This window comes from Myxococcaceae bacterium JPH2 (genome assembly GCA_016458225.1).
Lineage (GTDB): Bacteria > Myxococcota > Myxococcia > Myxococcales > Myxococcaceae > Citreicoccus.
This window is the reverse complement of record JAEMGR010000007.1, coordinates 139,646-154,356: the sequence shown is the minus strand read 5'-3', so window position 1 is coordinate 154,356 and position 14,711 is coordinate 139,646. Positions and strand designations below refer to the sequence as shown.

13 protein-coding genes are annotated in these 14,711 nt (G+C 66.1%); 6 read left to right on the top strand and 7 right to left on the bottom strand.

Translation table 11 applies throughout. The annotated features are described in order from the left end of the window. The first annotated feature begins 3 nt into the window (after positions 1 to 3). Both JGU66_14245 and JGU66_14240 read left to right on the top strand, forming a co-directional pair. On the top strand, positions 4 to 1,173 hold the full coding sequence (locus tag JGU66_14245; protein MBJ6761931.1) for a hypothetical protein: 1,170 nt from the start codon (positions 4 to 6) through the stop codon (positions 1,171 to 1,173). A gap of 41 nt (positions 1,174 to 1,214) precedes the next feature. Beyond that, positions 1,215 to 2,039 carry a metallophosphoesterase gene (locus JGU66_14240; protein ID MBJ6761930.1) on the top strand — a complete coding sequence of 275 codons (825 nt, stop codon included), beginning with the start codon at positions 1,215 to 1,217 and terminating at the stop codon, positions 2,037 to 2,039. A 24-nt stretch (positions 2,040 to 2,063) separates the two neighbouring features. Here the strand turns inward: JGU66_14240 and JGU66_14235 are convergent, their stop codons facing one another. Continuing rightward, positions 2,064 to 2,888, bottom strand: coding sequence for a HEAT repeat domain-containing protein (locus JGU66_14235; protein MBJ6761929.1), 825 nt, complete (start codon positions 2,886 to 2,888; stop codon positions 2,064 to 2,066). A gap of 371 nt (positions 2,889 to 3,259) precedes the next feature. Here JGU66_14235 and JGU66_14230 point away from each other — a divergent pair, with 371 nt between their 5' ends. Both JGU66_14230 and JGU66_14225 read left to right on the top strand, forming a co-directional pair. Then, the gene (locus JGU66_14230) at positions 3,260 to 3,724 is read left to right on the top strand and encodes a DUF4150 domain-containing protein (GenBank protein MBJ6761928.1); all 465 of its coding nucleotides are present in this window, start codon (positions 3,260 to 3,262) and stop codon (positions 3,722 to 3,724) included. Between the two features lie 94 nt (positions 3,725 to 3,818). Then, the gene (locus tag JGU66_14225; protein ID MBJ6761927.1) at positions 3,819 to 6,347 is read left to right on the top strand and encodes a TIGR02270 family protein; all 2,529 of its coding nucleotides are present in this window, start codon (positions 3,819 to 3,821) and stop codon (positions 6,345 to 6,347) included. A 9-nt stretch (positions 6,348 to 6,356) separates the two neighbouring features. Here JGU66_14225 and JGU66_14220 read toward each other — a convergent pair whose 3' ends face one another. From JGU66_14220 to JGU66_14200, 5 genes are all read right to left on the bottom strand, one after another. Next, complete coding sequence (locus JGU66_14220; protein ID MBJ6761926.1) at positions 6,357 to 7,088, bottom strand: immunity 49 family protein; 732 nt, start codon at positions 7,086 to 7,088, stop codon at positions 6,357 to 6,359. A gap of 43 nt (positions 7,089 to 7,131) precedes the next feature. Then, complete coding sequence (locus tag JGU66_14215; GenBank protein ID MBJ6761925.1) at positions 7,132 to 7,740, bottom strand: hypothetical protein; 609 nt, start codon at positions 7,738 to 7,740, stop codon at positions 7,132 to 7,134. Positions 7,741 to 7,757: 17 nt separating this feature from the next. Next, positions 7,758 to 8,438 carry an AHH domain-containing protein gene (locus JGU66_14210; GenBank protein ID MBJ6761924.1) on the bottom strand — a complete coding sequence of 227 codons (681 nt, stop codon included), beginning with the start codon at positions 8,436 to 8,438 and terminating at the stop codon, positions 7,758 to 7,760. Positions 8,439 to 8,455: 17 nt separating this feature from the next. Next, entirely contained in the window at positions 8,456 to 9,022 is a 567-nt protein-coding gene (locus JGU66_14205) for a hypothetical protein (protein ID MBJ6761923.1), read from the bottom strand. A 217-nt stretch (positions 9,023 to 9,239) separates the two neighbouring features. Next, on the bottom strand, positions 9,240 to 10,334 hold the full coding sequence (locus tag JGU66_14200) for a VWA domain-containing protein (protein MBJ6761922.1): 1,095 nt from the start codon (positions 10,332 to 10,334) through the stop codon (positions 9,240 to 9,242). Positions 10,335 to 10,499: 165 nt separating this feature from the next. Between JGU66_14200 and JGU66_14195 the strand changes: the two genes are divergently transcribed. Then, positions 10,500 to 12,335 carry a DNA mismatch repair protein MutS gene (locus JGU66_14195; GenBank protein MBJ6761921.1) on the top strand — a complete coding sequence of 612 codons (1,836 nt, stop codon included), beginning with the start codon at positions 10,500 to 10,502 and terminating at the stop codon, positions 12,333 to 12,335. Between the two features lie 133 nt (positions 12,336 to 12,468). Next, entirely contained in the window at positions 12,469 to 13,392 is a 924-nt protein-coding gene (locus JGU66_14190; protein ID MBJ6761920.1) for a hypothetical protein, read from the top strand. Between the two features lie 79 nt (positions 13,393 to 13,471). Here the strand turns inward: JGU66_14190 and JGU66_14185 are convergent, their stop codons facing one another. Beyond that, positions 13,472 to 14,644 carry a thiolase family protein gene (locus tag JGU66_14185; GenBank protein MBJ6761919.1) on the bottom strand — a complete coding sequence of 391 codons (1,173 nt, stop codon included), beginning with the start codon at positions 14,642 to 14,644 and terminating at the stop codon, positions 13,472 to 13,474. Positions 14,645 to 14,711: the final 67 nt, after the last annotated feature.

Below are 14,711 nucleotides of genomic sequence, written 5' to 3'. Positions count from 1 at the left end.
CGCATGTCCTCGTCCATCCCCGCCCCGGCCCTCCGCGAGCCCGCAGCCCCCGCGTCCGTGCGCTTCTCCGGACTGTGGCTGTTCTCGCCGCGAATGGACGTCAGCCTGTTGCTCCTGCCCGCGCTGCTGACACTCTTCTGCGTGTGGCTGGCGAAGCTCACAGGTGAAGGGCCACTGGGCTTCTCGCGAGCCATCGGACAGTGGACCTCGCAGTACGTGCTGCTCAATGGCACGCACGTCATCCTCACATTCCTGCTGCTGGGCACGCGGCGCGAGCTGTTGCACACGACGCCCACGCAGCCTCGGCTCCTGGTGGGTGGAGCCACGGTCGTGTTCGTGCTCACAGCCTCGCTGCTCTGGTACGCGGGCGAGCACGCGCCTCGCCTGGACCTGATGCTCGCGGCGACCATCCACATCCTGGCGGTGCACCACACGTTGTCCCAGGTGAAGGGCATCTGGGCCTTGCACGGCCTGCGAGCCCGCACCGCCGGAGCCCCACCCCTCTCCGAGGCCGAGCGCCGCATGCAGCGAAACTTCGTCCCCGTGGCGCTGCTCCTGATGATGGCGCGCTCGTTGGCGGTGCCGCTGTCGGGAGCGAAGGGCTCGGCGCCCATGGTGAACATCGGGCAGGCCGAGGGTGGCAGCCTCCCCTACGCGACGACGTGGGTCCTGCTGGCGGCGTGGGTTGTCTTCGTGGGCGGGCTGCTGAACGCGATGAGAGGCCCCGGTGGCACCAGCGGTCCGCGCCGCCTGTATGTGTTGGGGCACGCGTCGGTGGTCGCGGTGTACCTCGTGTGGCCCACGTGGGGCGCCATCCTGAGCGCGGGCATCCATGGGCTCGAGTACTTCTTCCTCACGGGGCGGATGATGGAGCCCACGGCGAAGGAGTCCGATGCGAGGCTGCGCGGCACAGGCGTCTGGGCGGCCATGATGCTCGTGATGCTGCCCATCATCCTGGTGGGCGTGGCGAACAGCCCGTTCATCCCCTTGGTGGACCGGAGCACGAACGGCGCGGCGACGGAGTTCCTGCTCCGGCAACAACCGCTGTGGTCGCTGGGCGTCATCGTCACGAACGCCATCGTGCTGGCGCACTACTTCTCGGATGCGTTCATGTTCCGCTTCCGGATTCCTCGCGTCCGCGAAGTCACCCTCGCTCGGCTCGGCCTGGGCTGAGTCCTCCGGTCAGTCGAGGACAGACGCGTCGTCCACGGCGCATGCGAATCCTTTCTTTGGAGACCACGCCATTCTTGGAATGGCGCTACCTGAACGCCGCGCCCCGTGGAGGCACTCGGGTGGAGCGGCTTCCCTTGTTGCGAGGCTGGGTGGACGCCCTCCCTCCGGGAGTGGAGGCTGTGCTCGCCACCTCGGACCTCCAGGGGATGGCGACCAGCGCACACCACGACGGCGCCGCAACGCTGCTGGGAGAGTTCCTCGCCGATGAGGTGGCAATGCAGGGTGCGGCCGGAGAACTCCCGCTCGCGAGCAACACCGGAGTCCTTCTCGCGGGCGACCTGTACTCCAATGACCTGGCAGACAAGCGCGGCGCCAGCGGGGACGTGCGCTCGGTCTGGAATGCCTTCACGGAGTCCTTCCGCTGGGTGGCCGGGGTGGCAGGCAACCACGACATGTTCGGCGAGCCGGGTGGCTTCGAGCGTTTCCGCCACAAGTCACGCGCCCACGTGTTGGACGGAGACCTCGCGGAATTGGATGGGCTTCGCGTGGGCGGCGTGAGCTACATCATTGGGAGACCGGACAAGACCAACCGCCGCGAGCAGTCCGCCCAACTGGAGCGCATTGAGTCCGTGCTGCTCCAGGAGCCCCAGGTGCTCGTCCTCCACGAAGGACCGGACGCGCCCGAGCAGTCACTCCCAGGGAACGCGTTCATCCGCGAAGCAGTGGCGCCCTGGAACGACCTGCTCATCATCTGCGGGCACAGCCACTGGGACGTCCCGCTCGTCCCCCTGCCCGGCGGCGTCCAGGTGCTCAACGTGGACGCGAGAGCAGTGCTGCTCCAGCCCATCGCCAGCAAGAGCACGTGACAGCGTGAAGCGAAGTGCCCGTTTTCAGGTCTGTGTTCCTCGCTCGAACTGGGCAATGACTTCATCCAGAACGCTCCGGAAGTGTTCATCCGCTGGCGCTCGTGAATCGCGAAGGGCAATCAGCAAGGGATAGAAGCTCGGCTCGCCAAGCGCCGAGGCAGCCTCGAGCACATAGACCGTCACCCGGCCCCCACCGAGCGCAGCGCGTGCAGGTTCGACCGCACGAGGGTCCTTGCGAGTCGCCAGGCCCACGAGAGCCTCTCCGAAGGTTTCTGAATCCTCCTCGTGAAGGCGCGCCGCGAGCGCATCCCGCAGCTCCGGCGTGTCGAGGTCCTCCCGAAGCGAACCCAGGCTGAAGGTCGCCCAGTCCCGGACGTCGCGGTCCTGATCGGCCGAGAGCCGGATGAGGACCGCGAGCGCTTCGGGAGATTCCAAGACGGACAGGCCATGCGTCGCGCCATAGCGAGCCTCGGCCGAGGGGTGATTCGCCAGATCAAGAAGGACAGACAGCGCACGGGGCTCCCTGAGATGCCCCAGTGCAACGCCTATCGAGCAGAGAACCGCAGGCTCCTGTTCCCGGCGCAGGAGGTCCAACAGGGCATCGCCCCGCTCTGCCGAGAACGTGGGCTGCGCCGCTCCCAATTGGGCCAGGATGTCTACCCCGCACCCCCTCGCGCGAGCAGAGGGAGAGCCCAACAACTGGAGCGCAGCATCCAGCTCGGTGCGCGTTCCCCGCCGGCGCAGCGTCCAGATGGCCTCCCAGGCTCCCTCATCATCCTCGTCCCCCGCGAGGGCCGCCTGGATGAGTTCCTCGGTGCTGCGCGCGTCACGTTCCTCTGAATGACTCATGATTCCCTTGAGGACTCTGCGGCGCGGCCTTGTCAATCTCGCACCAAGCGATGGGCGACCCAAAATCACTCGACGATGCCAGCTCAAGCCATGCAGGTCCGTACCATCACCATCAAGCGCTCACCTTCTCATCGGCAACACGCGCCGCACAGTTGAATCGTACCCGTCTTTCGGACCAATCGTTACGAAAGTCCTGATGCGCCGCGGGAATCACGGCCGCCTCACTTCCGTCATGTCGCACACCGCCGTCATCTTCGTCAGTGTCCTCGGGGCGAATCAATTCCATTCGCCGTCCGCTGGACACAGTAAGGGGCCGGCATTTGCACCACGTGAATTCGGCGTGGTAATCTTTGTCCCCTTTGGGGGTCGACATGCCCATCAACACCGGTGTCAACAAGAGGTCTGTGGTCACCAAGGACAGCGGTGGCGTCACCACCGCATTCCCGGACCTTTGCAAGACTCCCAGCCCAGCCGGGCCCGTCCCCATTCCTTATCCCAATGTGGCGAAATCCTCGGACACCGCGAAGGGCACCAAGAGGGTATCCGTGGCAGGCAACCCAGTGTGCGTGAAGGACTCGAACTTCGGCACCAGCTCGGGTGATGAGGCGGGCACGGCAGGGGGCGGTGTCGTCTCGAGCAAGACCCAGGGCAAGGCCGAGTTCGTCAACTTCTCCTTTGACGTGAAGTTCGAGGGCAAGAACGTCGCGCGAGCCTTCGATCTAATGCTTCACAACGACAAGAACACGCCTCCATTCCCTGTCATCCAGGGGCCCATCATCGCCATGGGCGGTGGTGACGCGAAGCCCAAGTGCCTCTGCTGCGAAGAGGACATCTAGGCACGTTGCAGGGGACGTTCTGATGCGATCCATCAAAGCTCACCGCGGCACCGGCGCATCCTCCGCGCCGCCAGATGCCTCGCCCCGAATGGACATGGCGCGAGACTTCCTCGCGGATGCTGCCTTCTTCTGGAGGCAGCGTGAGCAGGGGCTGGGCTCACCCGACTACTCTCTTCAGGACATCCTGGAAGGTCCCGAGCAGAGGCTTCTCGCCTGCCTCGATGCATTGGTGTTGGGTGGGCCAACGGTCAATCGCAAGTTACTGCAGCCCGCCCTGGCGTCTGAGGAACTGGAGACTGTCGCATGCGCATGCTCTGTCCTCCTCATGCAGGGCGGAGAAGAAGGGCTCGACGCCGTGCTCACCACGCTCAGCGTCGACGTGGAGCCGACGAGTCAGGGAGCGGCACGAGCCCTGGAACTCACCCGCCGCGTGGACGCGGTGCCTCGGTTGCACGCACTCCTCAGGAATGCCACGACCGTCGTCCAGGCCCGTGTGCTTGATATCCTCACGCAGTGGGAGGCAGATCCCGCTCAAGACTTGGACGATTTCCTCGCCGCGAGCAATGCACCGCTGGCTTGCGCGGTGCTGCGCGCCGCCCGCCGATTTCCCTCGCGGCTGAGATCTTCGTCACTCGACCGCACCCTCGGAGCGGACGTGCCGGAAGTGCGCAACACGGCGCTCGAGACTGCCTTTCTCCTGGGACACCTCGGCGCATGGAGAATCTGCGTCGAAGCCGTCCACCGCTTGGGGCCGGGGTGGGGTGGGCCTGCGGCGCTTCTTGCGTTGGGCGGAGACCTCCAGGACGTAGACCTCCTCCTCCAGGCGCTGCCGGAACCGACGCTGCGGCGGGACGCGCTCTGGGCCCTCGGACTTAGCGGGCGCATTACCGCCGTGAAGCCACTGCTCGAGGCCATGCGAGACGAGACCGTCGCGCCCTTGGCTGCGGAGGCCTTCTGCGCCATCACGGGCTTGGAGTTGACCGGCGCACTCGCAGTGACACGCGAGGACTGGGCGCCGAATGCTCCCGAGAAGGAGGACCCTACGCCTCTCGGCCCCGAGGCAGAACTCCCTCGCCCCGAGCCCCAGCGGATAGAGCGCTGGTGGAAAGAGGCCCAGAGTCACTTCCCTCCCGAGGGGCGCTACCTCGCCGGGAAGCCCTTCGCGGCCGAGCCACTCCTCGATGCCCTCACCGTTGGCTCCATGCGCAGACATGCGACGCTGGCGCTCGAATTGGCCGTGCGCAGTCAAGGTGATTGGCAACTGTCCACCCGGAGCTGGGCGTTGCGACAATGGAAATTCTTGCAGGCCATGCGGCCTACGGTACGAGGGGGGCTCAGCACTGGCCCCTTCCGCGCGCTGCCCCGTACCTTCGCCGGATCGAAGGGGTTGCCAGAGGTGGACGAGCAACTCTTTCCGCCAGTGCTCCGCCAGTCTCCGCCACCTCCAGGTGCGCTCGCGGTAACAGGACTGGGGCTGGTGTCGTCCTTGGGGGATGGAGTGGTGGGAAGTTGCGCGGCCGCCCGGGTGGGGATTGCCCGCCCGGAGGCGCTGGCGGGCACTTCCTGCGTTGACGAGGACTCGGGCGAGGAGTTGCCAATCACGGGACATGCCATACCGCACCTCACGCAGGGCTTCAGCGGCGTGGGCAGGATGGTGCGGCTTGGGGTGGCGGCTTTGGCGGACCTCGTCCATCAGACCGGATTGACCGCGGGACCGCGCACCGGCATCTTCCTCAACCTGCCAAGCGGATTCCTCCTCGCTGCCGCGGAGCGGCATGTGCGCGAGACCGCAAAGCGAGAGGCGCTCGCGTCCGGACAAGACGAGGGCTCCAGCGAGGTGGAGCGCTCCGAAGAGGAGCCCTCGCTCGCGGAGCAACTGCGCGAGCGGTACTCACGAACGCTGCTTCCAAGGCTGCTCGCTCAGGCCGCCTTGCCGGGTGGTGTCTCAAGGGAAGAGGTCTTCTTCGGTGACTCGCCTGGCTTCGTCACCGCATTGCGCGCGGCGGAGCACGCACTTAGGTCGGGCGAGGTGGAGCGGTGTATCGTGGGCGGTATCGACAGCCTCGTTGAGCCCGAGTGGTTGGACGCACTGGAGCAACTACGGCTGCTGAAGACGCCCAATCGGCCAGTGGGACTGATGCCCGGAGAATGCGCGGCCTTCGTGCTGGTAGAGAAGACGAACGCGCCAGCCCGCCGAGGCGCAGCAGTCCACGCCTACATCGATGCGATGACCTCCGCCGCTGAATCGACCCACATGTTCTCCGGCCGGCCTCACCTGGGAGTCGCGCTGACGTCGGTGCTCAATGAGACGCTCGGGCTCCTAGAGGACCGGGGGCGGCAGACGGGCCTCGTCTTCGCAGACCTCGACGGTACGACCCAGCGGGCCCAGGACTGGGGCTATGCCCAGGTGAGGATGGCGGGCTCGCCGCTGAGGGAGTTGCCCACGTGGCATCCTGCGGACGCGTGGGGAGGCGTGGGCGCGGCAACGGGAGCCTTGGCCGTCTGCATGGCGTCACGAAGTTTCGCGCGGGGTCATGCACCGGCGTCCGGAATCCTGGCGTGGCTCTGGGGGTGGGCGGGGGAGCGGGCCGCGCTTCACATGCGGGCGCCCATGACACAGTGAAGTGGAGCGTCAACGCCTGACCAAGCCCGGCATCATCCGATAATCAGGCTGCGTACTCAGGCCACGCTCCACGGCCAGCCGCAGCAAGGCCAGGCCCTCGATGAAGATGTGGCGCTCGGTGTGGAAGCGCTGAGGATGGAGGGGTGGGCCTGCATTCTGGAACTCCGCTTCGCGCTCGAAGAGCAGATCCTCCAGGACGGCATCGAATGCCTCCTGGTCCCGGTTGGAGAGCGACTCACACACGGTCAGCCGCGGGGAGCCACTGTCGCCGGAGCATTTCTGGAAGGCCGCGAGTGCCCGCTCCTCCCCCGGGGAAGAGGACTTCGCGCCTGCGAGCAGGTGCTCGCGAAGGAAGTCGGCATAGCGGAAGTCGTCCTCGAACTCCTCGTCCGCCACCCAGCGGTGCGGGGAATGCTTGGCAATGTCGCGGGCGAGGCCCATTTCCCCGGCGGCGAGCGTGTCGAACAAGGGATCCAACCTGCTGGCACAGCGGAACCGGCTCGGCGCCGCCGACCCCGGACTGGAGAGCAGCAACTCCCGTCGCACCGTCGCGGACAGGCGCAGCTCGTGGCGGAAGGCCGGGACGTCTCCCTCTGCCAGCAACGCGCTGATGGCGGCAATGCGGCGATAGGAGGAAAGCCGAGTCAGCAACTCCTCACGTTGAAGAAGCGTGAGAGGTTGGCGAAGGCCTTCCTCGAGTTCCTCGACCGCGGCGAGCGCGTTCTCGCGAGTGAGATCCATTTGGAGCATGAGCTATCGCCTATCCTCTGCGAACGCGGAGCGCCTACGAGCCGACCCGCTTGCGGAACTCGGAGCCGTAATCGTCTAGATCCTGGAAGAACATCCCGGTGCAGTCCTCATCCAGGATGGTCTGCCCCAGGTCTTCTCGGACGAGGATAAGCTGGGCCTGCTCTGCCAGCCGGAAGACTTTCGTGTCCTTGGGTATCTTCTTTTCCTGGAGCACCAGCCTCCGGAAACGATGAACCTGATCCTTGATGATGGAGTCCATCGTGAAGTCGGACTTTTTCGCATCCATACAGGCCACCGTGGAGAGCACGTTGGCGATGAAGTAGGGCGCGGCCAACACCTTCTTGCGCGGCGTACGTAGACGTACCGACAGGAACTCGATGGTGCCTCTAGTCGTCTCCCGCTCCAGGATACCCTTGAGCTTCTCGGACACCACCAGAAGGGCAGAGGTATTGGGGATGCTGTCGGTCAGCTTGCTGCCATCCTCCTTCGATAAGTCGAAGACGAGTCCCTCTGGAAACCAATCCCTACAGGACACCCCCTCCGTCAGCAGGTAGCCGTTCTCATCCAACTCTTCCTTGCGGTGCGAATCCAGCCACGCGAAGGACTCATCCTCCGCGTCATTCACCCAGGGATAATAGCTCACAGAAACAGACTCCTCGGTCAGGGCTTCTTGCTCTTCGTGAGGCCCTTCTTCTTGGGAGCGGCCTTCGCGAACTTGTTGATGGGGATGGGACCGGCGGCCACCAGCATGTCCCAGTAATCCTCCTGGAGCTTCATCAGCTTGTCCTTGAGATCCTCTGGAGGGTTCCACTTTTTGTGCTTCTTGTCCTTCTGCAGAGCCTTCGATAACGCGCGCTTGACAGCCTGCATATCCACATTGACTTGGCGGGTGTAGTCTGGATGGCTGCCTTGATGAAATGGCAGAAGATGGAACGCCGTGTCTTTCTGTCTCGCGGGGAGGAAGATGATGTTCTCCCCATTGTTGATGTTGTAATCCACCCCTTGCAGCATCCTGAGCTGCTTGCTGTCGAAAAACTTATCGGAGAACGCCTCCTCTGGGAGCAGGTGATGCCCCTGGTTGACATACGGGGACTGCCCGAGCTGAAAGTTGTTTCCATACGTGAAGGTGTAGCGCCGCGCATGCGCCTTGCTGCCTGCCTTCACCCCTTTGTCACGGGCACGCGTACCACGTGCTTGGAGCACGCCCTGAATGACATCGAGGTCCTGGTAGACGTTCTTGCGGGCTCCAACCTTGATGTGCTTGTAGCCCTCACCCCGATAATCGTGAGAGCGCTTGAGCCGAGCCTTCGACTCGCCCGCGCCCGAGAGGTGCGTTCCCATGCCTGCCTCCGTCGGACTCAGTTCAACTCGATCTTACCACCGCGAATGAGTTGAAGCCCCGAAGCGCGGCTCTCCACCCGAACGCCACGCAAGAGGATGGTGCCATCCCTGCGCAGCGTGATGCTCGCCTCACCCACCTGAAGAACGAGTTCCCGCTGCGCTCCGAGTACCACGCGCTCCTCCGGCACGGCGTTCTTTGCCTTGACCACCGCAGCGGGCGAAGGCTCAACGGGCGAGGGAGTCTTGAGGTCACCGGGCCGACCCGCCTCTTCCAGAAGTTGCTCCAGGAAAGACGGCACATTGGAATCCCGCGCGATGGCGACCAGTAGGGGGCACGAAGGGTCCCCCTTTTCGAAGAACAGTACGACCTGACGCTGCTCTCCTACCGCGACGCGGAGCTGCGCCATGTCGAGAGCTACAAAGTTCCGGGCCGGAATCGGCTCAGGAAAGCCTTCGAACCGAACCAATGGCTGACCGTCCAGGCTCACGCCGATAAGTCGCCCAACGCGCGCTCCGAGAATAGGCTGGTGCTGCGCTGGACCAGTAACCTTGTCGGGCGTACCGCTATTGTCAGGTGTAGTCATAGGCAACCTCCGCCTCACGGGAGCGCCCATTCTCTCAGTAGCCGAGCGGGTTGGCGAGCCCACCCGTATGAGCGGCTGTGTAGCTGTTGCCGGCACGATGATCGTCCCCCTGTTGCGGCGCAGCGGTCCACCGCAGCGCCTCTTTACCGATCGCATCGGAAGTTCGGGAGCATAGAGGCTGGCAACGCGGCGCGTCTCAATCCCACCCAGGTCCCATTCAGGCCGCGACGCCGCGCGCGCCGTCCCAGTCTTCCACTTCGTAGAGGAACCGCGTGCCGCCCATGAGCTTGCGGTTGGCCGACGTGCTCTGCACGAAGACGACGTACTTCTCCAGGCTCGCCGGGCGGATGCGCACCGTCTCTCCCTCCGGCAGGCCGAGCATCTCTCGCGCTCGCTCGCCGCTGTAGAGGTCGCCGGTCTTGCGGTCCATCAAGACCACTTCCTTGCGTCCCTGGATGGTCTCCGTCTTGGTGAACTCGTAGAAGCCTCGGCCCGTCTTGAAGCGCAGGCCGTTCTCCTGCACGAACTCCTTGATGGCCGTGTTCTCGTCCACGTCCAACACCTGGAAGCGCCCCGAGGGCACCGCTCGCAGGTCCGCCTCGCCGTACACCGTCGACGTGGCCCGCTTCAGCATCGTGTTGAACATCGAGTTCAGGCCGCGACTCATGCGGCCCTCGCGCGACACCTCCGCCTCGTACGACTGGAGCTGCGCGTCCGACGACTGCTTGTAGCAAACGGCCAACAGCATGTCGGTCACGTGCGCGAACTGGTCCAGACTCAGGTGGAAGCCCCCCGACTTCTCCGCCAGCGTCTTGTAGAACGACGTCGCGTGGCGCCGGTTCAGCGCCTGCACCCCGTACACCGGCACGCCCATCCTACCCAGCGCGTCCACCTCCTGACGCCAATCCAGACGCTTGGGGTTCTGCGCGGGCGCGTGCGGAACATCATCCCCAATCAACACGAACGCCTTCGTGTAGCCCGGCGTCCATGACAAGGACTGCGCCTGGTGCAGCACCAATTCGTAGCACTCCGGCGCGTCTCCGCCCCCCGTCTGCTCCACCTTCTCCACGAAGCGGGTGATGGCCTTCGCGTCGTCCGTGAGGTCCAGCGCCTTCGTCACGTAGGTGGAGCGCTCGTCACAGTAGTCGCCGTGGGCGATGATGCCGATGCGGATGCCCGGAATCTCCTTCGTCAGGCGGGCCACCGCGCTCCCCAGCTTCTTGCGCACCTGCGCGAGGCACGGATACATGCTGCCCGTGGTGTCAAAGCTGAAGACGACCTCGACCCGATTATCAATCACAGACGTGCTCATGATTGCTCCCCCGTCGCTGCTCTTTGGCTGCGATGGGAAGAACAGTACCTGGAGGGTCTGACACGGAATCTGGGGGTTTCCCGTCCGGCTTCGAATCCTTTGGCCCCAGGAAACCGCCTCCGTCCTTGCTCTTGGCGGGGCGCACGCACAGCATGCCCGGCCATCGTGTCCCCCACCGCCGAACCGTCGAATCCGCACCCCACCTACACCGCCCGCCGAGCCTCCGCGCAGGCGGACCTGGCCGCCCTGGATACCGTCAGCGCGCGCTACGCCAACCTGCGCACGGTGGCCTTCCTCGTCGCCGCCATCGTCGCCGTGCTCATCCTCATGGGTCGGCTGCCGCGTCCCGCCTGGTGGGTCGTGGCCCTCGCGGTCGTCGGCTATGGCGTGCTCGCCGTGCTGCACCACCAGGTGTTCCTGCGCGAGGCGCGCGCCCGGCTGTACGTGCTCCTCAATGAGCGCGGACTCGCCCGCCTGAGCGGAGGCTGGCGGGAGTTCATCGAGCGCGGAGAGCGATTCCTCTCACCCGCCCACCTGTACACGCCCGACCTGGATGTCTTTGGCCAGGGCAGCCTCTTCCAACTGCTCAACGAGACCGCCACCCGCGCGGGCGAGGAGCGATTGGCCGAGTGGCTCTCCGCCCCCGCCACCTCGGACGTCATCCTCGCGCGGCAAGGCGCGGCGCGGGAGCTGGCTCCTCGCGTGGGCTTCCGCCAGGACCTGTGCGTGGACGCGCGCGTGGTGGCCAAGGACAAGGCGGACCCCGGCCTCTTCATCCAGTGGGCCGAAGCAGGTCCGTCCCTGAACGCCATTCGCTGGGCTCGGCCTCTCGCGGTGGCGCTGCCGCCCATCACGCTGGCGCTCTATCTGCTCGGTGAGTTCGGCGTGATTCCTGGGTGGACGGTCTGGGTGGGCCTCATGGCCCAGCTCGGGGTGGCGGTGCTCACGCGGCGCACGCTGCGCCACATGGACGAGGGCGTGGAGGCCGGAGAGCGCGGCTTCGCGAAGTACGCCCCCCTCTTCGAGCGCGTCGAACAGCAGACCTTCGAGCACCCGCTGCTGCGCCAGCTCCAGTCCGGACTCCAGCCCTCGGGCGAGCTGCCCGTGTCCGCGCACTTCCGACGCTTCAGCCGGCTCTACTCGCTCATCGAGTTCAAGCGGCACCAGTTCCATCCCCTGGTGCACTGGCTCACGCTCTGGGACATCCACGCACTGTTCGCGCTGGAGCGCTGGCGCGCGGCCCACGGCAAGCACATCCGACAGTGGTTCTCGGCGCTCGCGGAGCTGGAGGCGCTCTCGTGCGTGGCCGGGCTCGCGTTCGACCGTCCCGGCTTCGCGTGGCCCCAGTTGGAGTCGGACGGCCCACGCGTGGTCGCCACGGCGCTGGGCCATCCCCTGCTCGACGCGCCTGTCCCCAATGACGTGTCCCTGCCCGGCCCGAGCCACGCGCTGCTCATCACCGGCTCCAACATGAGCGGCAAGACGACACTGATGCGCGCGGTGGGCGCCAACGTGGTCCTCGCGCTGGCCGGTGCGCCTGTCTGCGCGCGGTCGCTCGCGCTGTCCCCCATGCAGGTGCTCACGAGCATGCGGGTCAAGGACTCGCTGGAGCGCGGCGTCTCGTATTTCTACGCCGAGGTGCAGCGGATCAAGGCCGTGCTGGATGCCGCAGAGGCCGCGCGAGGCCAGGCCCTGTTCCTGCTCGATGAAATCCTGCTGGGCACCAACACGCGCGAGCGACAGATTGCCTCGCGCGAGGTGCTCCGGCTGCTGCTCGCCACGGGTGCGTGCGGCGCGGTGACGACGCATGACCTGTCCCTGGCCACGCTGGCGGACCTGCCCGGCTCGCACGTGCGCAACGTCCACTTCCGCGACCACCTCGAGGACGGGAAGATGGTGTTCGACTATCAGCTCCGCCAAGGCGTGGTGGACACCACCAATGCCTTGCGCGTGTTGCGCTCGGCCGGAATCCCCGTCGACGACACCGAGCCCCCGGCCTGAGTTCCCTGCCCGCTCCGGTTCTCGCGAGCGGGCACGATGGGCCCGCGCATGCGGCACCGGCCCGCCTGAGCCCCCAAGCGGCCCCCATTCATGCGAGGCTATGACGGCTTCGCATGGCAGGGGGATTCGGCACATGAAGCAACGGGTCTGGCTGTCGATGCTCCTGGGACTCGCTCCGTTCGTCAGCGGGTGCGGTGGCTCGGAGGGGCGGATTGTCGGCGCGGAGGCGAACACGGCCTTCGTCACCGAGCGCCCCATGATTCACCTGGGCACGAAGGAAGGACTCGTGCGCGTGCGCCTGGACGGCTCGGAGCGCGCGCGGGTGTTCCCCACGAATCGCTCGGTGTTGGACTACACGGCGGATGGCCAGCTGTGGATCCTCTCGGACCCCGACACGAACCTCTACGTGGCGGATCAGGGCGGCTCGCGTGAGCGCTCGGTGCCCTCGCTCGCACGACGCGTCAGTCAGGCGCGGCTGTCTCCGGATGGCACCCGCGTGGCGGCCGTGCGGCACGCCGACTTCAGCCTTCCTCAGCGGGATTGGAAGGACGATGACGCGGTCTATCTGGTGGACACCACCACGCTGGAAGTCACGCGCCTGCCGGCCCAGAACGACTCCTGGGCGCTGAATCCCAACTGGAACGCGGAGGGCACCGAGGTCTACCTGGCGCACGAGAGCGGCGGCGCGCAGTGGGTTCGCGTCTCGGATGGCTCTCGCCGCGCCGTGGGAGAGGAGGTGCCGCCTTCGCGACTGCCGCCTCAAGCGGGCCACCTGGACTCGTGTCCCGCGCGCTCACAGACCCTGGAGTCGGATGACCAGGGCATCACCCTCGTCTCCGTCAGCGGCGAGCGAAAGACACTTGTCACCATCGAGGGGCGCAAGCGCGGCTTCCACGACTACGAGCCCTCCGTGTCCGTGCGCCTGTTCACCCCGAGCTGCGACCACGTGCTGTTCGGCTTCTCGGGCACCACCTGGGTGGTGCAGGTGGCCACCGGCCGAGTGGGGAAGCTCGCGAGCGGCGCGCAACCCCACTTCTTCCTGCCTGAGTCGCCCTGATTCGTGGCGACGAAATGAAACGGGCGGACGGAGCCTGAAGCTCCGTCCGCCCGAAGTTTCAACTCAGCGAGCGGCTGGATTACTTCGCCAGCTCGACGAGCGCGGCGGCGCCCATGCCACCGCCGATGCACATGCTGACGACGCCGTAGCGGCCGTTGCGGCGCTTCAGCTCGCGCAGGATGGTGGCCACCATGCGCGCACCGGACACGCCCAGCGGGTGGCCCAGGGCGATGGCGCCGCCGTTCGGGTTCACCTTGTCCTGGGGGATGCCCAGCTCACGGATGCAGTAGAGCGCCTGCGCCGCGAAGGCCTCGTTCAGCTCGAAGACGTCGATGTCCTCGACCTTCAGCTTGTTGCGCTCCAAGAGCTTGCGGATCGCGGGGACCGGGCCGATGCCCATGATCTCCGGCGGCACGCCAGCCACGGTGTAGTCGAGGAAGTAGCCCAGCGCCTTGACGCCCAGCTCCTTCGCCTTCTCCTCGCTCATCACCACCGCGGCGGCGGCCCCGTCGGTCAGCGGGGACGCGTTACCGGCCGTCACGATGCCCTTGGGGTTGAACGCGGGGCGGAGCTTCGCCAGACCGTCCGCCGTCGTCTCGGGACGGAGGATGGTGTCCACGGAGACGGTCACCTGCTTGGGGGCGCCGTCCTCGTCGTACATCGTCGTGGTGACGGGGAAGATCTCCTCGTTGAACTTGCCCTGCTCCCGCGCGGTGGCGGCACGGCGCTGGCTCTCCGCGGCGAACGCGTCCGCGTCCACGCGCGAGACACCGAAGCGCGCCGCGATGTTCTCCGCGGTCACGCCCATGGAGGTGTAGACCTCCGGGTGCTGCTGCATGATTTCAGGGTTGGCGCTGACCTTGTTGCCACCCATGGGCACCATGGTCATGGACTCGGTGCCACCGGCGATGGCCACCTGGATCATCCCGGCCTGGATGGCCTGGGCCGCCTGGGCAATCGCCTGCGTTCCGGAGGAACAGAAGCGGTTGATGGTCATGCCCGGAACGGTGTCCGGCAGACCGGCCAGCAGGCTGGCGTTGCGCGCCACGTTCATGCCCTGCTCGGCTTCCGGCATGGCACAGCCGAGGATGACGTCCTCGACTTCCGCCGGCTTGAGGCCAGGGACGCGAGCAACCGCCTCCTTGATGGCGAGCGCGGCGAGCGTATCCGGCCGCGTATCCTTGAACTCTCCCTTGTGCGCGCGGGTGAACGGCGTGCGGACCGCGCTGGCAATCACGACTCGACCGGGCATCTCAGGTGTCTCCTTGCCCGGTGAGCCACCGGGCTGATTTCAGATGGCGTTTCATGGAAACCAATGA